This window comes from Olleya aquimaris (assembly GCF_003259525.1).
GTDB lineage: Bacteria > Bacteroidota > Bacteroidia > Flavobacteriales > Flavobacteriaceae > Olleya > Olleya aquimaris.
In genome coordinates this window covers 155,129-177,632 of record NZ_QLLO01000003.1, presented here as the reverse complement: position 1 = coordinate 177,632, position 22,504 = coordinate 155,129, and the positions used below count along the sequence as shown (strand labels likewise).

Below are 22,504 nucleotides of genomic sequence, written 5' to 3'. Positions count from 1 at the left end.
GTTTTGTATTTTTGTAATCAAAATTAAAGATACATGAACTATTCTAAAGCACAACTATTAGAAACAGCAAATAAAGCCAGTAAAAACACTTTAATGGAAACATTAGAAATAGAAATGATTGATTATGGTGAAGATTTTTTAGTAGCTAAAATGCCTGTTACTCCAAGGGTACATCAACCAGATGGCGTTTTACATGGTGGTGCTACTGCTGCTTTAGCAGAAAGTGTTGGTAGTTTTGCGTCTCATATTTTTTTAGATGCCGACAAGCTAATGATTAGAGGTTTAGAGATTACAGCCAACCATCTAAAAAGTGTAAGCTCTGGTTTTATTTATGCCAAAGCAACCTTTATTCATAAAGGTCGTACCACGCAATTATTGGATATTCGTGTTACAGATGAGCAGGATAATCTTATTTCTGTGTGTAAGTTATCGACCATTTCTTTACCCAAAAAGAAATAATTCATGATTGTTCAAGATTTTTTCAATCAACTGTCCAGTCACTTTTTAGCCAAATTACCTTTTGTCGCTTTCAGAAAACCAAACAGCTTAGAAGTTAAGGCGTTGCTTCAAAAAGATGCCCAGCTTCACTCTGTAATAGATTTTAAAGAAAGTGGTTTTGTGTTTTCGCCATTCGATACTAATAAACAATCAGTTCTATTTCCTTTAAACCAGTGTGATGTCATCTCTTTAGAAGAAAATTTTGAAGACCTAGACAATGATAACAATGACACCATTGATACTGAAATAGACCAAAAACAACAACACATTCAACTGATTCAAAAAGGCATAAAAAGTATTGAAAGTGGTACCTTGAAGAAGGTAGTTTTGTCTAGAGTACAAATTCAAGAATTTGATAAAGATATTGTTCAATTATTCAAAAATTTACTAGCAAGCTATACAACAGCAATGGTATATTGTTGGTATCATCCACAAGTTGGATTATGGTTGGGAGCCACTCCAGAAACATTATTACAAGTGGAAGGTAAAAGGTTTAAGACCATGTCTTTAGCTGGCACACAATCTTTTTCAAATTCTGCTGAGGTGACATGGAAAACTAAAGAATTAGAAGAACAGCAATTAGTAACGGACTATATAGTTAGTAATTTAAAATCGTCTGTTAGTAGCCTAAATGTAGGTAAACTAGAAACTGTAAAAGCAGGTAATTTATTACATTTAAAAACCAAAATATCAGGTCTTTTAAATCCTGAAAACGGATTGCTTTCAGTAATTAATATACTACATCCAACTCCTGCAGTGTGTGGATTACCAAAGCACACTGCTAAAGAATTTATATTAAAAAACGAAGGTTATAATCGTGAATTTTATACTGGATTTTTAGGCGAAATCAATATTAAGCAATCCAAATCCAGAAACACCAACCGAAGAAATGTAGAGAATAATGCCTATACTTCAATAAAAACAACCTCGCATCTGTTTGTTAACTTAAGATGCTTACAAATAAAAAATAATCAAGCACATATTTATGTTGGTGGTGGTATAACAAAAGATTCTGTCCCAGTACAAGAGTGGGAAGAAACTGTAGCAAAAACTAAAACTGTTAAAAACCTCTTATAAAGGTATAAAATAGGTTTAACGTTTTGTATTTTTACACTAATGATTAAGTACCCAAAAATTCCGTTAGCACAAACCGTTATTCAGCTATGTAAAGCTAAGAATATTCAGCATATAGTTATCTCTCCTGGTAGCAGAAATGCACCTTTAACCATTGGGTTTACACATGATCCTTTTTTTAAGTGTTATAGTATTGTGGACGAGCGATGTGCTGCTTTTTTTGCTCTAGGTATTGCCCAACAAATCAAACATCCTGTTGCAGTAGTTTGTACCTCTGGTAGTGCTTTACTTAATTATTATCCAGGAGTTTCAGAAGCTTTTTATAGCCACATTCCATTAGTAGTTTTAAGTGCAGATAGACCTAAATATCTGGTCGGAATTGGCGATGGACAAACAATAAATCAAGAACATGTCTATAATAATCATATTCAATATTCAGCAAATTTAAAGCAAGATTTAAATCCAGAAAAGGATAACGCTTTCGCGGAAGACTTGCCGATTATGAAGAGTATTGAAAATAAAATTGAAAAATATTTAGGCTTGCAACAAAGCATCCAACAACAAAATGAAACCGAAATTAACAAAGCGCTAAATACTGCTATTGTATCTCAAGGTCCTGTACATATTAATATTCCGTTTGATGAACCATTATATGATATGGTTGAAGAATTATCGGTAAATCCAAAAATAATTCCAGTAGAGACAGAAACCATTACGGAAGATTATAGCAAATATGCAAACCTCTGGAACAACTCAACTAAAAAACTAGTATTGGTTGGTGTTTTACCACCACATAGCGTGGAACAATACTATTTAGACCAACTTGCAAACGATGAAAGTGTACTGGTACTTACAGAAACCACTTCTAATTTACACCATAATCAATTTTGTCCAAGCATAGATAAATTAATAGGTGCTTTAACAGAAGACGAATTTAAATTACTACAACCCGAAATCCTTTTAACTTTTGGAGGTTTGGTTGTATCAAAAAAAATAAAGAAGTTTTTAAGGACCTTCAAGCCAAATCACCATTGGCATGTTGCAGAGCAAGGTGCAAATGACACCTATTTTGTTTTAAACAACGTATTTAAACAGTCTATAAATTCTTTTTTTAAACAATTTTTACCTCTAACGCAAAGCGTTAAAAGCACTTACAATCCGTTTTGGAGTCATCAAATGGATATTAGAAACCAAAAGCATCAGTTATACATGCAACAAATTCCGTTTTCAGACATTAAAGCTTTCGATCTTATTTTAAATAGTATACCAGATTTTAGCCAACTTCAGGTTGGAAATAGTTCTGCAATACGTTACACGCAGTTGTTTAATTTAAATCCTACTTTAGAAGTCTTTTGTAACAGAGGGACAAGCGGAATTGATGGTAGCACAAGTACTGCAATTGGTGCTGCATTAGCAAATTCAAAACCTACAGTTTTTATTACTGGTGATTTAAGTTTTTTCTATGATAGTAATGCGCTATGGAATAACTATATTCCTAACAACTTTAAAATAGTATTGATTAACAATCAAGGTGGAGGAATTTTCAGAATTCTTCCAGGACATAAAAACACAGAAAATTTTGATCAATTTTTTGAAACTAAACATCAATTAACTGCTCAGCATTTGTGTGCTATGTTTAATTTTAAATATTATACGGTTAATAATAAAAATGATCTAGAAGGCACATTATCAGATTTTTACAAGGATGAAGGTAAGCCTAAATTATTAGAAATTATGACACCTTCTACAGACAATGATGCGATTTTATTGGATTATTTTCAGTTTATTAAATAGTTTTGTCGATAAAAATTGACGTTTATCGGAAACATCTTATAATTAAAGCGTAGTTTATTTAGCAACACAAAAAAAGTGTACCTTTAAAATGCTAAAAAATTATTAATCTAAAATTATTTGAAATTATGAGTAAACGTGATGAGCTAATCGCAAAGTACGCTGCAGATTTAAAGGATAAATGTGGTGTAAAAGCAGACATGGATTTATTAACAAAAGTAACAATTGGATGTGGACCTTCTATATACAATAAAGATGCTGCAACAGTATCTGGAAGTGATCAATCGGAATTAGATACAGTTAAAAATAATTTTTTAATCAAAAAATTAGGATTAAAAAATAGTGCAGATTTAGACAAAGCAATAGATTCTGTTATGGATACTTACGGAAGATCTAACAAAAACAAATACAGAGCTGTTGTATATTATTTATTGACTAAACACTTTAAAAAAGAGTCTGTTTATAAATAGGATAAAAAAAATATAAAAAAAGCGTTACACTTATGTAACGCTTTTTTTATATGCTTACCTTTGCAAAATGATACAAATAGGAGACTACAATACACTTGAAATTTTACGTGATACAGAACCTGGATTATTTTTAGGTGATGACGATAATAACGAAGTATTATTACCAAATAGATATGTTCCAGAACATTTTGAAATTGGTGATACACTTAAAGTTTTTGTTTATTTAGATAATGAAGAACGTATCATAGCTACCACAGACGAACCTTATATTAAAAAAGGTGAATTTGCCATGTTACGTTGTAATGAAGTAACCAAATTTGGCGCTTTTTTAGATTTTGGATTAGTTAAAGAATTGTTTTGCCCATTTAAAGAACAAGCTTTTCCAATGAAAAAAGGAGGTTGGTATTTGGTACATTGTTATTTAGATGAAGTAACAGAACGCCTTGTAGCTTCAAGTAAAACCAATAGATTTCTTGATAATAAAGACTTAACAGTATCTCAGTTTGATCAAGTAGATATTATAGTATCACACCCAAGTGATTTGGGGATGAATGTTATTGTTAACAATAAACATTCTGGATTAATTTATAAAGATAATATCTATCAAGATTTAAGTGTTGGTGACAAACTAAAAGGAATAGTTAAGAAAATTAGACCAGGTAACAAACTGGATATTAGTTTAGGGCAAATTGGTTACAGAAATATAGAGCCTAATGCAGATAAAATCATGCAAGAATTACAGGATAATAGTGGTTTTATACCATTAACAGATAAGTCAAATCCAGAGCTAATTAAAAACCAGTTGCAGATGAGTAAAAAAACATTTAAAAAAGCAATTGGGACCTTATATAAAAAGAAATTAATAGAAATAAAAGAAGACGGTATTTACCTTAAGACGCAAGATTAGATTTATTCAAGTTTTTCTGTTTAGCCCATTTAATAGCTTCATATAAATCTTCAAAGCGTTCTATTTCTATTTTAGAAAATAGCTTTTCCATTAAAGCATTAAACCAACTGTTTTCACTTTTAGTTACAACAGCATATCCTACAAGCTTATTATTTTTTCTATAAAATTTTAACCAGTCAGATGGTTTTACAGAATAATTATTTACTCTGTTTGAAATATAACAAACATTAAAATTAGGCCCATAAAATGCTTTTACTGCTTCTATAGCTTTTACTGCTTCATCCCAAGTAAAAGTCACACCTTCTTCTATTTCAGAGATAACTATACCATCCAAAAAGTAAAAATTTCCATAGTCAGACACATAAACGTCCTTAATTTCGTTTGCTAATGTTGAATCAATTATTTTCATAACAATTATAACTTAGAGGCTTAATTATAATAGAATTATTTTAGCTCCTAAATTTAAATAAATTTTGATAAAAATTAATTTATTTTAAAATTATAACATAAAAAAGCTGCTCTAATGAAATTTCAATTCATATCAAGCAGCTAATTAGTTAACTATTAAATAGTTGTTTACAGAGGGAAATTAAATAACTACGATGCGTTAGTAAAAGATTTATTTAACACATAATTATTAACATAAGTGTAGGCGTCATTTAAATTTTTAAATTCTATATAAGGTATGTCACAAAATTGTCTCTCAATATTAAAGTTCATTTCATTTATTTGAGAGTAACCAATAACTCCATACATTTTTAAATTAGGAAACAAACTATTGTGTTTAGGATAATCTAAAACTTCTATAGAATATTCATTAATTCTATTAGATATGTAACCAAAAGGCTTTTCTGTACCATAAAAATCATAAATAGCTTTAAAACAATCTTGAGCAGTGTCTATACTAACATGCATACCATCATTTATTTGAATTAAAATTAAATGTTCAAAAAAATAAAGTTGACCGATTTCAAAGGTTTGTTCTTTTATGACATGATTAAAAATAACCGAGTCTATAATGTTCATTTTCAAAGGATTAATTAATAGTAGTACAAATATATATTTCAATTATTCATTACCATTTTTTAGAAGTATCCAATAGTAATTTCTCGATTAAACAATAAAAACATCGTTTAAAAACCACTTTCAGTATGTTTTTTCTTACAATATTTGATATGCTATAAACATTTATAATAGATTGAAATACATGAATTTAACAGGTGGTTTTTTGTTTTGTATAGTTACAAAAAAACGTTTTTACAGATGTAAAATATATAATTTACGTACTTTTATGCACTAAAATTAATTTTTATAATACTGTTTATGGAAGTCATTAACTGGCAAAAAGCTAAAGATTTTGAAGACATTACTTATTCCAAATGTAATGGTGTAGCAAGAATAGCATTTAATAGACCTGATGTTAGAAATGCTTTTAGACCAAAAACAACAAAAGAATTATACGAAGCGTTTTATGATGCTGGAGAAGATACAAGTATTGGTGTAGTACTATTATCTGCAGAGGGACCATCTAGTAAAGATGGTGTCTATAGTTTTTGCTCTGGAGGTGATCAAAAGGCTAGAGGACATCAAGGATATGTTGGAGAAGATGGATACCATAGACTAAATATATTAGAAGTACAACGTTTAATCCGTTTTATGCCAAAAGCAGTAATTGCTGTAGTTCCGGGTTGGGCAGTAGGAGGCGGTCACAGCTTACATGTGGTTTGCGATTTAACTTTAGCCAGTAAAGAACACGCTATTTTTAAGCAAACAGATGCAGATGTTACCAGTTTTGATGGTGGTTATGGCTCTGCTTACTTAGCTAAAATGGTTGGTCAAAAAAAAGCAAGAGAAATATTTTTCTTAGGAAGAAATTACACCGCACAAGAAGCTTTTGAAATGGGTATGGTTAATGCTGTTATCCCTCATGCAGAGCTTGAAGCTACTGCTTATCAATGGGCTCAAGAGATTTTAGAAAAATCTCCAACGTCTATAAAGATGCTTAAATTTGCTATGAATTTAACAGATGATGGTATGGTTGGTCAACAAGTATTTGCTGGCGAAGCAACAAGATTAGCCTATATGACAGACGAAGCTAAAGAAGGTCGTGATGCGTTTTTAGAAAAACGTAAGCCTAACTTTCCAAAAAAATGGATACCTTAATTTTATGACAAATATAGCCACTTGGGTGTCTGCAATGCGTTTAAGGACATTGCCTTTATCAATTTCTGGGATTATCATTGGTTCTTGCTTAGCAGAATATAATGGCGTTTTTGATACTAGAATATTCATTTTTGCCATACTTACAACGTTGAGTTATCAAATATTATCAAACTTAGCTAACGATTATGGAGATGGTGTTAAAGGCACAGATAACGACCAACGTATTGGTCCAACTAGAGCATTACAATCCGGAGCAATAACTAAAGAAGAACTTTTTAAAGCTATTAGAATAAACATTTTAATTTGCATAGCTCTAACAGTAGGATTAATTTATTTTTCTTTTAAAGCAAAACACTTCTTCTTAGCATTGTTGTTTTTTATTATTGCAGGAATTGCTATTAAATCTGCAATAAAATATACTATTGGAGAATCTGCTTATGGTTATAAAGGCAAAGGAGATATTTATGTCTTTTTATTTTTTGGACTTGTTAGTGTTATTGGTAGTTATGTGTTATATGCTAAACAATTAGACCATGTTACCATTTTACCAGCAATTACCATTGGGTTACTAAGTACTGCAGTGTTAAATTTAAATAATATGCGAGATATCCAATCGGATGTAAGTGCAAACAAAATAACCTTAGCAGTAAAACTTGGTGCAGAAAAAGCTAAAAAATATCACTTTTCTCTAATCATATCGGCAATTATTATGTCTTTTTTGTTTGGGATATTCTATTTTACATCACCTTTTAATCTTATCTTTTTTATAGCGTATATACCTTTAGTACTACATCTTAAAAAAATTAAATCGGTAACTAATCCTAAAGATTTTGATCCAGAATTAAAAAAGCTAGCATTAACAACTGTTTTATTAAGTGTTTTGCTGGGTGTAGGACATTTGTTATAATTACCTAACCTGACTATTTAATACATATTTGTGTAGTAATTTAGGGAAGAAACGTTTTAAATACACACCTAAAACTTCTTTTTTGCCAATATATGCTTCATACTTTTCTTTCTCTATTGCTTTAATCATTCTTTTGGTAAATTCTACAACAGATAAACCATTTTCTGTTGCAACATCCTGACTGTTTTGTGCAGAGCCATCTCCAACTAAAGCATTTTTGGCAACATTAGTATTGACAAATCCAGGACATATTATGGTGACTTTAATATTGTCTTTATCGTGTTCCATACGTAAGGCATCAAAAAAACCATGTAAAGCGTGTTTAGCACCACAATATCCAGAACGATAAGGTGAGCTAAATTTACCCATCAAACTACTTACCACGACATAATGTCCAATTTGATTTTTAATAAAATGAGGTAACAAAGCTTTGCTTAATGCAACTGTGCCTAAGTAATCAATGTCCATTAATTTTTTGTCAACACTAATGGCTGTGTCTATAATTAAAGAGCGTTGACTTATTCCTCCATTATTAATTAATACATCTACCTTTCCAAAACAATTAATAGCTTGTTCTGCTATTGGTGACATAGCATCATAATTTGCTAAATCAAATGGTAAAACTGCAATAGTGTCTGGATTTGGTAAACTGTTTTTAATCTCATCTAAATCGGATTGGTTTCTAGATGAAATGATTAACTGACAGTCCATTGTGGACAACGCTAAAACCAAACCTTTACCAATACCACTTGATGCTCCTGTTATCCAAACTACTTTATTTTTAAAGGTCATGTAATCGTATATTTTAAAGTGAAATTACAAAATTAATTGAGTATTTTTGAAATCGTTAAAAATGAAAGCAACTTACCACAAACATATTTTAGAATTTAAAAGACCTAGCGGAACTTCTAGAGGTGTTTTAAAAACCAAAGAAACTTGGTTTATCACCATTGAGAATAATGGAAAACGTGGCATAGGCGAATGTGGTATTCTGAGAGGGTTGAGCGCAGATGATAGACCAAATTACCAAGACCAATTACAATACACATGTCAACATATCCATAAAGGGTTAGAGGTTTTGTATGAAGAAAATAAAGCGTTTCCGAGTATACAAATAGGCTTAGAAATGGCTTTTAAAAGTTTAGAAAGCAATAACCCATTTATATTATATCCTTCAGCGTTTACTTCTGGACAAGCAGCAATCTCAATTAACGGTTTGATATGGATGGGTGACAAAGGGTTTATGAAACAACAAATAAAAGATAAAATTTCATCTGGATTTAGTTGTATAAAATTAAAAATTGGTGCTTTAGATTTTCAAACAGAACTAGAACTATTAAAAAGAATCAGGCAAAATTTCAGCGAAAGAGATATAGAATTACGTGTGGATGCTAATGGTGCGTTTACACCTACAGAAGCTTTAGAAAAACTAAAACAATTGTCAGACTATAAATTACATTCTATCGAGCAGCCAATTAAAGCAGGACAATTTCAAGAAATGGCTAAACTTTGTGAGCAAACACCTTTACCTATTGCTTTAGATGAAGAATTAATTGGTGTGTTTGATGATGTTAAAAAAAAACAGTTATTACAAACAATTAATCCTCAATATATTATTTTAAAGCCAAGCTTTATTGGTGGTTTTAAAGGAAGTGATACATGGATTAATTTGGCTGAAAAACAACAAATTGGATGGTGGATTACAAGTGCTTTAGAAAGTAATATTGGTCTTAATGCTATCGCACAATACACTTATTTAAAACAAAGTAAATTACCACAAGGCTTGGGTACTGGTGGCCTTTTTACAAATAATATTAAGTCGCCATTACAAGTAAAAAATGGTACATTGCAATACAATACTAACACTAATTGGGAATTTAATTTTTAGATTATGAATTTTATAAAACAAGCGTTTCATGTTAAACACGAATTTTGGCGCTACCTAGTAGGCTCTTTAATTATTGCGGTTTTTGCAATTATTGGACAAGTTCCGTTTGCAGTTGCAGCTATAGTAAAATATCTGCGTGAAGGAGGTTCTATTACTTCTGTAGAAGAACAAGATTTAATGACCGTTTTAGAACCTAATTTAAACTTGTTTTTAATGCTTCTGTCTTTTGCTATTGGCTTTATAGGTTTAATTATAGTGGTTAAATACCTACATAACCAAACTATGAGGTCTGTAACTACTGCTAGACCAAAAATAGACTGGAAACGTATTTTGTTTGCATTTGTGTTTTGGGGAATTGTATCGTCTGGTATGATATTGATAGATTATTTTGCTAATCCAGAGGATTACGTATTAAATTTTCAGTTAAATAGGTTTTTAATTTTAGCTTTAATTGCGGTATTACTTATCCCAATTCAAACCAGTTTAGAAGAATACATTTTTAGAGGGTATTTGATGCAAGGGTTTGGACTGCTTGCTAAAAACAGATGGTTTCCTCTAATAATGACCTCTGTTATCTTTGGTGGATTACACGTGTTTAATCCAGAAGTTGGTAAACTAGGTTATGGTGTTATGGTGTATTACATTGGTACAGGATTGTTTTTAGGAATTATTACACTTATGGACGAAGGTATGGAACTAGCATTAGGGTTTCATGCTGCTAACAATTTGTTTGGAGCATTATTAGTATCTGCAGATTGGACGGTATTGCAAACGCATTCTGTTTTAAAAGATATCTCAGAGCCAGGACAAGGGTTTGGTGATATTGTCATTCCTGTATTTATTGTATTTCCTATTCTGTTATTTATTTTTGCGAAAAAATATAATTGGACTAATTGGAATGATAAATTGTTTGGTAATATTGAAGAACCAATAGTAGAAGACATTAAAACAATAGACTAATAATGACACCAACTTTTGATAAAGTACACAACAGATTTAAGTTAAACGGAAACTATTTTTCTTTTGAAGATTTAAAAGAAGTAGGATATAGTTTAGTTAAAGAAGGAGAACCTTTTGAGAAAGACCTAGGCAATTTTTTACTGGATTGGTTAGACGATAAAGATGTAATTTCAGTAAACACATCAGGCTCAACAGGTCAACCCAAAACCATACAATTAAATAAACAAGCAATGGTGCATTCTGCTATTGCTACAGGCGATTTTTTTAAATTACAACCTGGCGATTCAGCATTACATTGTTTACCAACTACATACATAGCTGGAAAAATGATGCTAGTTCGTGCAATAGTTTTAGGGTTAGAACTTGATGTTGTAGAACCAACAACCAATCCAATTTTTGATCCTGAAAAGCACTACGATTTTTGTGCGATGATTCCTGTTCAAGTCTTAAAAACTGTACACCGAATTAATAATATTAAAACACTAATAGTAGGAGGCGCTCCAGTATCTTATCAGTTAAAAGATAAACTACAAGGATTAAAAACTAAGGTTTTTGAAACCTATGGAATGACAGAAACCATTACACATATTGCTGTTAAGCCATTAAATGCTTCTACTGTCACCTCGAGCGCAGTCGAGAGGTCACACTTCCAAACCCTTCCAAATATTACTATCTCACAAAATAAAAAAGACTGTTTGGTTATAGAAGCACCTCAATTAATAGCCTCTAAAATCGAAACTAACGATATTGTCAAGCTACATTCTAATACCAGTTTTCAATGGTTAGGACGACTAGATAATGTTATTAATTCTGGAGGTGTCAAGTTGTTTCCGGAGCAAATAGAGGCAAAGCTTCAATCAACAATTAATTCGCGATTTTTTATTTCTTCAGAAAAAGATAACACCTTTGGGGAAGTTGCTATTTTAGTTATAGAAGCAGAAAGTAATACACTTAAACCAGACGTGTTTTCTAAGCTTACAGCTATAGAAACCCCTAAAAACGTGTATGCTATATCTCCGTTTTCAGAAACATCTTCAGGAAAAATAGACAGGAATAAAACACTAGCACGTCTTAAAAAGTAGAGTTTACTCATTCAAAAGTCTACTTCGCTCAATATCAGTTTTATAATCTTTTGTTTGGTTATAGGTTTGTTTTAAACTTTAAAACCAAAGAATATGAAAACTGTACTAACACTTTTATTGTTTCTATTTATTTCTTTAGAAACAACAGCACAAGACCAAAATCTAGAAACTAAATCTGTAACACTTGATAATTTAATTGCTTTTGTAGCAGATAATTTTCCATCAGAAAAGACAATTGCTTTTAATGAAGATGATGAGGATTTAGACAATGAGGATAGGATAAACAATTATCAAATCACTTTTCTAATAGAGACTACAACGTCTAATTTTTCTAGCGAAGATGAAATTATTTTAAAGCAGGCTTTAAAGTTTTTATCAACTAGATTAACTGAAGAAGACAAACTCTCTATAGTCGTTTACTCTGGACAAAATGGATTGCTTTTAGATAATGAATCGCCTACAGTACTAAAAAAAGTATTACATGCTATTAGTGATGTAAACGGTAACCTTATTGAAGATTATGAAGACGGTATTGGTGAAGCTTACACTTATGCTACTAATAATTTGTCTGAAGAAGCCAATAACCTGCTAATTATGGTTAGAAATCCAGATGCTAAAGAAGACACAAACCAAGTGGTTGAATCTGTAGTAAAAACTCAAGTATCAGATTCTAAAACTAATACTGGAAGCATTGTCTTACTGACTGCAATATCACTATTACCAGAATTAATTGAAGTTATAAAAGATTAAAAAGCACTTTTAAATAACAAGTTTTGGTTGTTTACTAGTTATTTAAAACTAAAAAAAGGAACGCTATTAAACGTTCCTTTTTTAATTTAATATTTAAATGTAATTTATACCTGTAACACACCCAAATTAAAAGGTTTTTCAATAGGTGCGTGGTTTGCAGCTTCAATACCCATACTAATCCATGTTCTGGTATCTAATGGGTCAATAACAGCATCTGTCCAAATACGGGAAGCCGCATAATAAGGTGATACTTGATTGTCATATCTAGCTTTAATTTTATTAAATAACTCGTCTTCCTTTTCTTTAGTTATGGTTTCGCCTTTCTTTTTTAATGAAGCAGTTTCTATTTGTAATAGTACTTTTGCAGCACTATTACCACTCATTACAGCTAATTCTGCACTAGGCCATGCAGCAATCAATCTTGGGTCGTAAGCTTTTCCACACATTGCATAATTACCTGCTCCATAGCTATTACCTAAAATAATAGTAAATTTTGGCACCACACTATTACTTACAGCATTCACCATTTTTGCACCATCTTTTATAATTCCAGAATGTTCACTTTTACTACCTACCATAAAACCGGTAACATCTTGTAAAAATACTAACGGAATCTTTTTCTGGTTACAATTAGCAATAAAACGTGTCGCTTTGTCTGCACTATCATTATAGATAACACCTCCAAATTGCATTTCACCTTTTTTGGTTTTCACCAATGTACGTTGGTTGGCAACAATACCAACAGCCCAACCATCTATTCTAGCATAAGCGGTAATAATGGTTTTTCCGTAACCTTCTTTATATTCATCAAATTCTGAGTCATCAACTAGACGTTTAATAATCTCTTTCATGTCATACTGATCTGCTCTAGATTTAGGTAGTATTCCGTAGATGTCTTCTGGGTTTTCTTTTGGTTTTTTACTATCTGCTCTGTTAAAACCTGCTTTGTCATAATCGCCAATTTTATCCACAATGCGCTTAATTTTATCTAGTGCATCTTTATCGTCTTTGGCTTTATAATCAGTCACTCCACTAATCTCACAATGTGTTGTAGCACCACCTAACGTTTCGTTATCTATCGTTTCTCCAATTGCTGCTTTAACTAAATAACTTCCAGCAAGAAATATACTTCCGGTTTTATCTACTATTAATGCTTCGTCACTCATAATAGGTAAATACGCTCCACCAGCAACACAACTACCCATAACCGCAGCAATTTGGGTAATTCCCATACTACTCATTACCGCATTGTTTCTAAAAATGCGACCAAAATGTTCTTTATCAGGAAATATTTCGTCTTGCATTGGTAAATAGACTCCTGCAGAATCCACAAGATATATAATTGGTAATCTGTTTTCAATTGCAATTTCTTGAGCACGTAAATTCTTTTTTCCTGTAATTGGGAACCATGCTCCAGCTTTTACAGTTGCATCATTAGCTACAACAATACATTGTTTACCTTTAATGTAACCTATTTTAACTACCACACCACCAGAAGGACAGCCACCATGTTCTTGATACATGCCATCTCCGGCAAAAGCACCAATTTCAATACTTTTCTTTTTACTGTCTAAAAGGTAATCTATACGCTCTCTAGCAGTCATTTTTCCTTGTCCGTGTAGCTTTTCAATACGTTTTTCTCCACCACCTAATTTGACTTTAGCTAGTCTAGATTTAAGTTCAGAAAGAAGTAATTTATTATGATCTTCGTTTTTATTGAAGTTAATATCCATTGTTAGAATTTTGTTTGACGTAAAAATACAAAAGATAATAGTCTAATGAAACATCTATTTAATTACTATTTTTTATTTTGAAAAAAAGACTTGTAAGTATCGATTTAATTGAAAATTATTATATTAGATACACCAAATTTAAATTAACCTACTATGTATTCACTTAAACAGAAATTTACCCTATTGTTATTTCTGCTCTTTGCTGTTCAATTAACTATTGCACAAGAAGATCAATTACTACCCAAAGGATTATCTGAAAACGAACGATCCTTAGTCTCACAATTTCAATTTAAAAGTTCAAGCTCAACTGCTGCACCTTCAGGACCTGTTAGGACTGCTGCCGAATGGGAAGAAGTAGAATATTTAGTTATTAGATGGACGTCTAATTATCAAAACATCCTACGTCAAATTGTAGAAGTTGGTGTCACCGAATGTAAAGTCATAATTGTCACTCAAAATCAGTCTTCGGTATCTAATTATTTATCTTCAAACGGAATAGATTTAACTAACGTTTCCTTTTTAAACGCAGCTTCAAATAGCATTTGGATTAGGGATTATGCAGGAAACACTATTTATAGCAATGACGTGGGTCAACGAGCTTTGGTTGATTGGATTTATAATCGTCCTAGACCAGATGACGATGTCGTTCCTGCTGGACATGCAAGTATGCTAAGTTTACCAATTTATATAACAGATTCTGGTACTAATGATTTAGTAAATACTGGAGGAAATTTTATGTCTGATGGATTGGGTAATGCATTTGCTTCTGAATTAATTTTAGAAGAAAACGAGCCCGGAAACCCATACAATGTTAGTGCTAAAACAGAAGCACAAATTGATAATATCATGTTTAATTATATGGGCATTGATAATTATATAAAAATGCCAACATTACCTTATGATGGAATACATCATATAGATATGCACATGAAACTACTGGATGAAGAAACCCTTTTGGTGAGTAAATATCCAAATGGAGTAGCAGATGGACCTCAAATTGAAGCTAATATACAGTATGTATTAAATAATTTTCAGTCGCCTTTTGGGACACCCTATAAAGTAGAATGGATTGATGCACCTCCAAGCACAAGTGGTTTATATCCAGATAATGGAGGTTATTATCGTACGTTTAGTAATTCATTAATCTTAAATAAATCAATTCTTGTACCTACATACAGACCATCTGTAGATGGACCTGCATTAGCGAAGTATCAAGAGCTGATGCCAGGTTATAATGTTGTTGGAATTGATGTTGATAATTCTGGAGAAAACCTAATAGCATCTAGTGGAGCCATCCATTGTATTACACATACTATTGGAGTTGCAGAACCTTTATGGATTGTGCATCAACCAGTAAATTTAGTTAATGCTGGTACCAATATAACTATTGATGCAATGGTAAAACATGTTTCAGGAATCTCTAGCGCTAAAGTATTTTGGAGAGAAGAAGGTACTACAACGTTTAACGAAACCACAATGTCATTGGTTAGTGGCGACAATTGGACAGCCAATTTACCATTAGCTGCAAGTGCTACTAATATAGATTATTATATTTCTGCACAAGCTGTATCTGGAAAAGTCTTAACCAGACCTTTAGTTGCTCCATCTGGGTTTTGGACTACAGAAGTCAATACGCTGTCTGTAGAAGAATGGGCAGAAAATAATATCTCTTTACCTTACCCAAATCCAACAAGAAACAATGTGTCATTTAATCTAAATCATATTAAAGGTGACATTAACATTACAATTTTTAATACGTTAGGACAACGCTTATATAATAACACATTGCATTCAGGAAATGGAGTGATTAATTTAGAGTTGAACGATGATTGGCAAGGCATGCTTCATATTATTTTTGAAGGCGATTTTGGTACAATCAACCGTAAAATTATTAAGATTTAAACACCTTTTTACCACCTAAAAAACACCTTAAATTAAGGTGTTTTTTTTGTTTCATTTTTAATATAAAACAAGGAATTAGTTTCCTTGTAAAATAAATACATTTTTTGTATCTTTGAAAAAAGAAAAACATTATGAAAAAAATAATTGCATTTGGAGCAAGTAATAGCTCATCATCTATAAACAAACAATTAGCAACTTACGCATCAACATTAGTAGAGAATGTTGAAACAGAAGTATTAGATCTAAACAATTTTGATGTGCCAACATATAGCATAGATATCGAAAAACAATCAGGCATACCTGATAATGCACAGCATTTTTTTGATAAAATAGGTGCTTCTGATGGAGTAATTATATCATTAGCAGAGCATAATGGTGCTTATACAGCTGCTTTTAAAAGCTTATTTGATTGGATGTCTAGGATTGATGTTAAATTGTTTCAAGAAAAACCAATGCTGTTAATGAGTACTGCTCCAGGACCTAGAGGCGGACTATCGGTTTTTGAAATGGCGGAAGGCAGGTTTCATAGACATGATGCTACTATAGTGGCTAAGTTTAGATTGCCCTCTTTTAACGATAATTTTAAGGACGGAAAAATATCTAATCCAGAGTTAAACGATCTATTACTAGAAGCAGTCACTATTTTTAACGACAGTATTTAATAATTAAAATTTATGGTCATGGGAAATTTTGCTAAAGACATCAATTCTAAATTTGAAAACAACAGAATAAAAGCAATGCTTAATATTTTGTACACTGCAAATTACATTTCTAGTTTTCAAAACGAGTTTTTTAAACAATTCGGATTATCTCCACAACAGTATAATATTCTCAGAATTTTAAGAGGTGCCAAAAAACCTATTAAAGTGCAGACTATTAAAGACAGAATGGTAGAACGTGCACCTAATTTAACGCGACTAACAGATAAGTTATGTGATAAAAATTTGATTGTTCGTATCCCATTTCCTGGAGATAGACGTGTGGTGTTAATAGAAATTACAAAGTCTGGTTTAGAGTTGTTAGACAAAATAAAACCAACAAATCCCACACATAAATTATTAGAAAATTTAACTGAAGAAGAAGCTGGTCAATTAAGTGATTTGCTAGATAAAATGAGATAATTTCAAAAGAAAGGAAAAAATGAAAACAATAATTCATAAAGCAACAGATCGTGGATATGCTAATCATGGATGGCTACAAGCCAATCATAGTTTTAGTTTTGCGCAATTTTATAATCCAGATAAAATACAATTTGGTGCCTTACGTGTTTTAAACGACGATGTTATTGCACCAAGCATGGGATTTAGCACACATCCACATGATAACATGGAAATTATAACTATACCCTTAAAAGGAACACTTAAACACAGAGATTCTATGGGTAATACTTGGGAAACTATAGAGGCTGGAGAAGTACAAGTTATGAGTGCTGGTAGTGGTTTAATGCATTCAGAAATGAATGCAAAAACAGATGAGTATTTAAGCTTATTTCAAATTTGGATTTTACCAAATAAGCAGAATGTAGAACCACGTTACGACCAACAGTTTTTTAAAGCTGAAGACCGTAAAGGCCAATTACAAACTCTAGTTTCATCTATAGATAACCAAGAAGAAGGCTTGAAAATTCACCAAGATGCTAAAATATCTAGAATAGATTTAGATGAAGCTAGTACATTTACATATACCTCTTTAAGTGAAAAGCATGGTACTTATGTTATGAATATTACAGGCGAAGTTTCAATTGACAATAATGTATTAGAGTCTCGTGATGCTATAGGAGTTTCTAATACTACAGAATTTTCAATACAATCAATAACTCCTTCACAGTTATTATTTATTGAGGTTCCGATGTAAAAATTAGACTTAAATTATATAAAAAAAAAGCGTCCTAATTAGGATGCTTTTTTTGTTAAAATACACGATATTTGTAATTCACTTTAGATTTAAAATAGATTATGGCAATGAATAAAAACACAGTGTTGGCTTGGGCTACCACAATTATGATAATAGTAGGTTTGGGATTAATAGCATTAGGTGCTTTTAGGTATGATGATGTTGCAGGATGGGGTTTTGCAGCTGTAGGTATTGGTTTTTTTGCTATCGCTTGGGTGTTTAATGCATTAAAAGGAAGGGTATAATTATGAGCGATGATAAAAAAGTAATTTTCTCAATGTCAGGGTTGACTAAAACCTTCCCTAGTGCACAAACTCCTGTGCTTAAAAACATTTACTTAAGTTTCTTCTATGGAGCTAAAATCGGAATCTTAGGTCTTAATGGTTCTGGTAAATCGACATTATTAAAAATAATTGCTGGAGTTGATAAAAACTATCAAGGTGATGTCGTTTTTTCTCCTGGATATACAGTTGGATATCTAGAACAAGATCCGCAATTGGATAATGATAAAACGGTTATGGAAATTGTACGTGAAGGTGCAGCAGAAACTGTTGCAATCCTTGACGAATATAATAGTATTAATGATCAATTTGGTTTAGAGGAAGTCTACAGCAATCCAGATAAAATGGAAAAGCTTATGAATCGTCAAGCTGAGTTACAAGATCAAATTGATGCCTCCAATGCATGGGAATTAGACACCAAGCTAGAAATAGCTATGGATGCCTTACGTACACCTGATGGAGACAAAAAAATTGGTGTATTATCAGGAGGTGAAAGACGTCGTGTGGCTTTATGTCGCTTGTTATTACAAGAACCTGACGTGTTATTATTAGATGAGCCTACCAACCACTTGGATGCAGAATCTGTACATTGGTTAGAGCATCATTTAGCACAATACAAAGGAACCGTTATAGCTGTAACGCACGATAGATACTTTTTAGATAATGTTGCTGGTTGGATTTTGGAATTAGATAGAGGTGAAGGTATCCCATGGAAAGGGAATTATTCCTCTTGGTTAGATCAAAAGTCTAAGCGTATGGCTCAAGAAAGTAAAACAGCATCTAAACGTCAAAAAACATTAGAACGTGAGTTAGAATGGGTTCGTCAAGGTGCTAAAGGTAGACAAACTAAGCAAAAAGCACGTTTGAAAAACTATGACAAGTTAATGAGTCAAGACCAAAAGCAATTAGACGAAAAACTTGAAATATACATCCCAAATGGTCCGCGTTTAGGAACAAATGTAATTGAAGCAAAAGGTGTAAGTAAAGCTTATGGAGATAAATTATTATACGAAGATCTAAACTTTAATCTACCTCAAGCTGGAATAGTTGGAGTTATTGGTCCAAATGGAGCTGGTAAAACTACCATTTTCAGAATGATTATGGGAGAAGAAACACCTGATAAAGGCGAATTTAAAATAGGTGAAACCGCTAAAGTCGCTTACGTCGATCAAGCACATTCTAATATCGATCCAGAAAAATCGATTTGGCAAAATTTTAGTGACGAGCAAGAGCTAGTTTTAATGGGTGGAAAGGAAGTTAATTCCAGAGCTTATTTAAGCCGATTTAACTTTTCTGGTAGCGAACAAAATAAGAAAGTAAAACTACTGTCTGGAGGAGAGCGTAACCGATTACATTTAGCAATGACACTTAAAGAAGAAGGTAATGTATTACTTTTAGATGAGCCTACTAACGATTTAGATGTCAATACATTACGTGCATTAGAAGAAGGTCTAGAAAACTTCGCTGGATGTGCTGTAGTGATTAGTCACGATAGATGGTTTTTAGATCGTATTTGTACACATATTTTAGCGTTTGAAGGCGATTCTCAAGTATATTTCTTTGAAGGTGGATTTAGTGAATACGAAGAAAATAAGAAGAAACGTTTAGGTGGAGATTTAATGCCAAAACGAATTAAGTATAAAAAGTTAGTAAGATAAATTTTACTAGTTTTTGAGTAATAAAAAAGCTTCAAATTGATTCAATTTGAAGCTTTTTTAATTTTAACTATTCACTATCTCCTAGGATACCAATCTAACTGTACTACTTCAATATCAGGATTACCTTCATTAACTAAGGTTTTAAATCTTGCAACATCACTTAAGCCACCTTTTCCTCTGTAATGAAACGGATAAACTTGTTTAGGCTTAAAATCTAAAACAGCACTAGCAGCACTATCAACCGTCATAGTGTAAGGTAAATTCATACACACAAACGCTTTGTCAATATTTTTAAGATTGCGCATCTCTGGGATGTCTTCAGTATCACCAGAAATATAAACGCGTTTTTCTCCAAGAGTTACTATATAACCATTTCCACGTCCTTTAGGATGTCTTGAAGTGTCATCCTCTGGTAAATTATACATTGGTATGGCTTCAATTGGTATATCCTTAACCACAGCACTTTGACCATTATTTAATACTCTAAACATCGGTTTAAAGTCTTCAGGAAATTTATCGATAACCGCTTGTGGAGCAACAATCAAGCTGTTATTTAAATCTAATTCTTTTAACGTATCGAGATTTAAATGGTCTCCATGGATATCTGTAATTAATATAATTGTTGGTGTTTTTTGGCCTTCAAAAGCTTTTCCTCCACCAGTTGGATCAGCATAAATGGTGTGGTCTTCATAATTTAAAACCATTGTGGCATGAGATATAGGTATAATTTCTATATCATTTTGCGTGCTTAAGCTTTTGTTTTCTTCAAGTTTTGAGGTATCAGTTTTAGTTTCATTTTTACAACTACTTAACATTAAAGTTATTGTAAACATGGCTAGAATTAGTTTTTTCATTTTAAAAAGTTTTGATTTAAAGATACTTACTTTTTTAAAGCAATAAATAATTGTAACATTTTTATAACAATTAATACATATAATCAAAGCATAAATATTTCGAGAACAATTATTTTTTTCCGAAATTGCTTTACTAAAAATAGTCCAACCTTAAAAACTAGAATCCATATGTCTGATGATTTTGATTTATTAGAAACCAACACTAACGATAAAAATGCAAAAGTAGATGTCAATTGGGGAAAAGCAATTGATACCATGAAGTCTAAACTAGCGCAAGAAGACGATCCAGAAAGTCGTCAAAAAATCCTTAATGCCACTTTAGACGATGTTGTTGGTATGGCAGAAAAAGACCGTTCAACGCTTTTAGATGCTATTAAAGATTTAACAGATTATCAAGATGAGGTTGGTATTTTATTCGAGCGTTTTTCATCACTAAACGAAAAAGAACAAAAAGTTATCGACGATGCACAAAAAGCATTAGAACGTGCTAAAATTAATCTTGAAGACGCTAAAAACAAACCAGACACCTGGTGGAACAACCTTTGGGGACGTAAAAGCAAAATCAAAAAAGCAGAACAAGATTTAGAAACAGCAGAAAAAACACGTGCTGCAGCAGACAATAAAGCTAAAGCCATGTTCCAAGAACGTATTGAAAGTGCAGACATACAAACGCTTTTGGGTGAGTTATCTTATAAATCTCAAGCAGCAATCACTCGACTTAAAAATCGTGAAGTAGAAATTAAAGAAGTAGAAGACAAACTACAAGATGCAATAGTAGAAGCCTCTAAAAACCACACTAAAGCATTAGAAAAAAAGGCGCAAACCGAAGAAAAGCTAGAAACGCAATACGCTTTATTAAAGCAAGCACGTCAAGCTTTAGAAGAAGTAGCAGATAAACAATCTACAGAGTATTCTGAGGCGTTATCAAAAGTAACTCAACTAGAACAAGAGGTAGAAGAGTTAGAAGGACTTAAAAACGCCTACACAACCCTTGCAGCATCTAAAGATAGCTTTGTACACAAGCATAACTTGACCATTAAAGTACTAACCTCTCTTCGAAGTAATTTACAAACACATCGTGCTAAATTAAAGTCAGATACAGAAGAGCGTTTAAAGTATTACGACGGTTATGTGGTAGCTTTAAAAGCACGTACAGACCAAGAGTTTGCTGCTATTTTAGAGCATTTAGGAGTAAAAACAGACGAGCATATAGGCGAGACCTTAGCAGCAATGCATACAGCAAGTGCTAAAGCACGTCAAGAAATGATGGATAACATTCCGGTACACGAAAAAGTTATGCAAGGCGTATATCGTAGCTATGCTGAAGCTTTACAAGAAATTAGAGCTAAAGATGTAGACATCCAGAAAAACTTTGCAGACCGTTACGGTATTGACATGAAAGAGATTTTTGAGGAGTATTACAATACAGATGCAAACGCACCATCTGGAGGAGACGACGCAGAAGGTGGTAAAGGCACACCAAAACCTGAAGCAGGCAACGACGACTTGTTGGGTTAATGTCATTGCTAGGAAGTATAACCAAGCAATCTCTGAACAATTAATTTGGGCGTTACCACGCTTAGGCGTGGTCAGGCTTTCACTACTCGCTCTCTGCGAGGAGCTCAGACAGACCGTTCAATCCTTAACGCACTTACTCATAATTAAATAATTCGTGAATTAGTGATAACCAATA

23 protein-coding genes are annotated in these 22,504 nt (G+C 32.2%); 18 read left to right on the top strand and 5 right to left on the bottom strand.

The window, feature by feature from the left end; translation table 11 throughout:
• Nucleotides 1–33: 33 nt before the first annotated feature.
• The 5 genes from LY08_RS05715 (at nt 34) to LY08_RS05695 (ending at nt 4,740) form a co-directional block, all read left to right on the top strand.
• Entirely contained in the window at nt 34–459 is a 426-nt protein-coding gene (locus LY08_RS05715) for a PaaI family thioesterase (protein ID WP_111659489.1), read from the top strand.
• Nucleotides 460–462: 3 nt separating this feature from the next.
• Complete coding sequence (locus tag LY08_RS05710; RefSeq protein WP_111659488.1) at nt 463–1,575, top strand: chorismate-binding protein; 1,113 nt, start codon at nt 463–465, stop codon at nt 1,573–1,575.
• A 42-nt stretch (nt 1,576–1,617) separates the two neighbouring features.
• Nucleotides 1,618–3,366, top strand: coding sequence for a 2-succinyl-5-enolpyruvyl-6-hydroxy-3-cyclohexene-1-carboxylic-acid synthase (gene menD, locus LY08_RS05705; RefSeq protein ID WP_111659619.1), 1,749 nt, complete (start codon nt 1,618–1,620; stop codon nt 3,364–3,366).
• Nucleotides 3,367–3,491: 125 nt separating this feature from the next.
• Nucleotides 3,492–3,833, top strand: a complete 342-nt coding sequence (locus LY08_RS05700) for a DUF2853 family protein (RefSeq protein WP_111659487.1) — start codon at nt 3,492–3,494, stop codon at nt 3,831–3,833.
• A 67-nt stretch (nt 3,834–3,900) separates the two neighbouring features.
• Complete coding sequence (locus LY08_RS05695) at nt 3,901–4,740, top strand: CvfB family protein (protein ID WP_111659486.1); 840 nt, start codon at nt 3,901–3,903, stop codon at nt 4,738–4,740.
• On the opposite strand, the gene LY08_RS05690 is transcribed toward LY08_RS05695, so the two are convergent.
• Nucleotides 4,724–5,149, bottom strand: coding sequence for a hypothetical protein (locus LY08_RS05690; RefSeq protein WP_111659485.1), 426 nt, complete (start codon nt 5,147–5,149; stop codon nt 4,724–4,726). The genes LY08_RS05695 and LY08_RS05690 overlap by 17 nt on opposite strands.
• A 188-nt stretch (nt 5,150–5,337) precedes the next feature.
• On the bottom strand, nt 5,338–5,766 hold the full coding sequence (locus LY08_RS05685) for a hypothetical protein (protein ID WP_111659484.1): 429 nt from the start codon (nt 5,764–5,766) through the stop codon (nt 5,338–5,340).
• A 297-nt stretch (nt 5,767–6,063) separates the two neighbouring features.
• Between LY08_RS05685 and LY08_RS05680 the strand changes: the two genes are divergently transcribed.
• Both LY08_RS05680 and menA read left to right on the top strand, forming a co-directional pair.
• On the top strand, nt 6,064–6,903 hold the full coding sequence (locus tag LY08_RS05680; protein ID WP_111659483.1) for a 1,4-dihydroxy-2-naphthoyl-CoA synthase: 840 nt from the start codon (nt 6,064–6,066) through the stop codon (nt 6,901–6,903).
• Nucleotides 6,904–6,907: 4 nt separating this feature from the next.
• Complete coding sequence (gene menA / locus LY08_RS05675) at nt 6,908–7,810, top strand: 1,4-dihydroxy-2-naphthoate octaprenyltransferase (protein ID WP_111659482.1); 903 nt, start codon at nt 6,908–6,910, stop codon at nt 7,808–7,810.
• Here menA and LY08_RS05670 read toward each other — a convergent pair whose 3' ends face one another.
• Entirely contained in the window at nt 7,811–8,602 is a 792-nt protein-coding gene (locus LY08_RS05670) for an SDR family oxidoreductase (protein WP_111659481.1), read from the bottom strand.
• A 61-nt stretch (nt 8,603–8,663) separates the two neighbouring features.
• On the opposite strand from LY08_RS05670, the gene LY08_RS05665 reads away from it, so the two are divergent.
• From LY08_RS05665 to LY08_RS05650, 4 genes are all read left to right on the top strand, one after another.
• Nucleotides 8,664–9,698, top strand: a complete 1,035-nt coding sequence (locus tag LY08_RS05665) for an o-succinylbenzoate synthase (RefSeq protein ID WP_111659480.1) — start codon at nt 8,664–8,666, stop codon at nt 9,696–9,698.
• 3 nt (nt 9,699–9,701) lie between these two features.
• Entirely contained in the window at nt 9,702–10,658 is a 957-nt protein-coding gene (locus tag LY08_RS05660) for a CPBP family intramembrane glutamic endopeptidase (protein WP_111659479.1), read from the top strand.
• 2 nt (nt 10,659–10,660) lie between these two features.
• Nucleotides 10,661–11,740, top strand: a complete 1,080-nt coding sequence (locus tag LY08_RS05655; RefSeq protein ID WP_111659478.1) for an AMP-binding protein — start codon at nt 10,661–10,663, stop codon at nt 11,738–11,740.
• 93 nt (nt 11,741–11,833) lie between these two features.
• Complete coding sequence (locus LY08_RS05650; protein WP_111659477.1) at nt 11,834–12,490, top strand: vWA domain-containing protein; 657 nt, start codon at nt 11,834–11,836, stop codon at nt 12,488–12,490.
• Nucleotides 12,491–12,594: 104 nt separating this feature from the next.
• Here LY08_RS05650 and LY08_RS05645 read toward each other — a convergent pair whose 3' ends face one another.
• On the bottom strand, nt 12,595–14,223 hold the full coding sequence (locus LY08_RS05645; RefSeq protein WP_111659476.1) for an acyl-CoA carboxylase subunit beta: 1,629 nt from the start codon (nt 14,221–14,223) through the stop codon (nt 12,595–12,597).
• Nucleotides 14,224–14,376: 153 nt separating this feature from the next.
• Here LY08_RS05645 and LY08_RS05640 point away from each other — a divergent pair, with 153 nt between their 5' ends.
• The 6 genes from LY08_RS05640 (at nt 14,377) to ettA (ending at nt 19,957) form a co-directional block, all read left to right on the top strand.
• Nucleotides 14,377–16,125: an agmatine deiminase family protein gene (locus LY08_RS05640; RefSeq protein ID WP_111659475.1), complete on the top strand. Its 1,749-nt coding sequence runs from the start codon at nt 14,377–14,379 to the stop codon at nt 16,123–16,125.
• A 131-nt stretch (nt 16,126–16,256) separates the two neighbouring features.
• Nucleotides 16,257–16,787, top strand: a complete 531-nt coding sequence (locus LY08_RS05635; RefSeq protein ID WP_111659474.1) for an NADPH-dependent FMN reductase — start codon at nt 16,257–16,259, stop codon at nt 16,785–16,787.
• 18 nt (nt 16,788–16,805) lie between these two features.
• A complete protein-coding gene (locus LY08_RS05630) occupies nt 16,806–17,246 on the top strand; it encodes a MarR family winged helix-turn-helix transcriptional regulator (protein WP_111659473.1) in 441 nt (146 codons plus the stop codon).
• Nucleotides 17,247–17,265: 19 nt separating this feature from the next.
• Nucleotides 17,266–17,979 carry a pirin family protein gene (locus LY08_RS05625; RefSeq protein WP_111659472.1) on the top strand — a complete coding sequence of 238 codons (714 nt, stop codon included), beginning with the start codon at nt 17,266–17,268 and terminating at the stop codon, nt 17,977–17,979.
• Nucleotides 17,980–18,080: 101 nt separating this feature from the next.
• Nucleotides 18,081–18,263 (top strand): CAL67264 family membrane protein, encoded by a 183-nt coding sequence (locus LY08_RS05620; RefSeq protein ID WP_040249340.1) that lies wholly within the window; start codon nt 18,081–18,083, stop codon nt 18,261–18,263.
• A gap of 2 nt (nt 18,264–18,265) precedes the next feature.
• On the top strand, nt 18,266–19,957 hold the full coding sequence (gene ettA, locus LY08_RS05615; protein ID WP_111659471.1) for an energy-dependent translational throttle protein EttA: 1,692 nt from the start codon (nt 18,266–18,268) through the stop codon (nt 19,955–19,957).
• Nucleotides 19,958–20,031: 74 nt separating this feature from the next.
• On the opposite strand, the gene LY08_RS05610 is transcribed toward ettA, so the two are convergent.
• Complete coding sequence (locus tag LY08_RS05610; protein ID WP_111659470.1) at nt 20,032–20,811, bottom strand: MBL fold metallo-hydrolase; 780 nt, start codon at nt 20,809–20,811, stop codon at nt 20,032–20,034.
• Nucleotides 20,812–20,979: 168 nt separating this feature from the next.
• Here LY08_RS05610 and LY08_RS05605 point away from each other — a divergent pair, with 168 nt between their 5' ends.
• Nucleotides 20,980–22,329: a coiled-coil domain-containing protein gene (locus tag LY08_RS05605; RefSeq protein WP_111659469.1), complete on the top strand. Its 1,350-nt coding sequence runs from the start codon at nt 20,980–20,982 to the stop codon at nt 22,327–22,329.
• Nucleotides 22,330–22,504 lie beyond the last annotated feature (175 nt).

Coding starts and splice junctions, on each gene's coding strand:
- menA (WP_111659482.1), top strand. CDS start 6,908: ATGACAAATATAGCCACTTGGGTGTCTGCAATGCGTTTAAGGACATTG.
- LY08_RS05620 (WP_040249340.1), top strand. CDS start 18,081: ATGGCAATGAATAAAAACACAGTGTTGGCTTGGGCTACCACAATTATG.
- LY08_RS05640 (WP_111659475.1), top strand. CDS start 14,377: ATGTATTCACTTAAACAGAAATTTACCCTATTGTTATTTCTGCTCTTT.
- LY08_RS05715 (WP_111659489.1), top strand. CDS start 34: ATGAACTATTCTAAAGCACAACTATTAGAAACAGCAAATAAAGCCAGT.
- LY08_RS05650 (WP_111659477.1), top strand. CDS start 11,834: ATGAAAACTGTACTAACACTTTTATTGTTTCTATTTATTTCTTTAGAA.
- LY08_RS05655 (WP_111659478.1), top strand. CDS start 10,661: ATGACACCAACTTTTGATAAAGTACACAACAGATTTAAGTTAAACGGA.
- LY08_RS05670 (WP_111659481.1), bottom strand. CDS start 8,602: ATGACCTTTAAAAATAAAGTAGTTTGGATAACAGGAGCATCAAGTGGT.
- LY08_RS05645 (WP_111659476.1), bottom strand. CDS start 14,223: ATGGATATTAACTTCAATAAAAACGAAGATCATAATAAATTACTTCTT.
- LY08_RS05685 (WP_111659484.1), bottom strand. CDS start 5,766: ATGAACATTATAGACTCGGTTATTTTTAATCATGTCATAAAAGAACAA.
- LY08_RS05625 (WP_111659472.1), top strand. CDS start 17,266: ATGAAAACAATAATTCATAAAGCAACAGATCGTGGATATGCTAATCAT.
- LY08_RS05630 (WP_111659473.1), top strand. CDS start 16,806: ATGGGAAATTTTGCTAAAGACATCAATTCTAAATTTGAAAACAACAGA.
- LY08_RS05700 (WP_111659487.1), top strand. CDS start 3,492: ATGAGTAAACGTGATGAGCTAATCGCAAAGTACGCTGCAGATTTAAAG.
- LY08_RS05680 (WP_111659483.1), top strand. CDS start 6,064: ATGGAAGTCATTAACTGGCAAAAAGCTAAAGATTTTGAAGACATTACT.
- LY08_RS05660 (WP_111659479.1), top strand. CDS start 9,702: ATGAATTTTATAAAACAAGCGTTTCATGTTAAACACGAATTTTGGCGC.
- LY08_RS05695 (WP_111659486.1), top strand. CDS start 3,901: ATGATACAAATAGGAGACTACAATACACTTGAAATTTTACGTGATACA.
- LY08_RS05605 (WP_111659469.1), top strand. CDS start 20,980: ATGTCTGATGATTTTGATTTATTAGAAACCAACACTAACGATAAAAAT.
- LY08_RS05635 (WP_111659474.1), top strand. CDS start 16,257: ATGAAAAAAATAATTGCATTTGGAGCAAGTAATAGCTCATCATCTATA.
- LY08_RS05710 (WP_111659488.1), top strand. CDS start 463: ATGATTGTTCAAGATTTTTTCAATCAACTGTCCAGTCACTTTTTAGCC.
- LY08_RS05665 (WP_111659480.1), top strand. CDS start 8,664: ATGAAAGCAACTTACCACAAACATATTTTAGAATTTAAAAGACCTAGC.
- LY08_RS05690 (WP_111659485.1), bottom strand. CDS start 5,149: ATGAAAATAATTGATTCAACATTAGCAAACGAAATTAAGGACGTTTAT.
- LY08_RS05610 (WP_111659470.1), bottom strand. CDS start 20,811: ATGAAAAAACTAATTCTAGCCATGTTTACAATAACTTTAATGTTAAGT.
- ettA (WP_111659471.1), top strand. CDS start 18,266: ATGAGCGATGATAAAAAAGTAATTTTCTCAATGTCAGGGTTGACTAAA.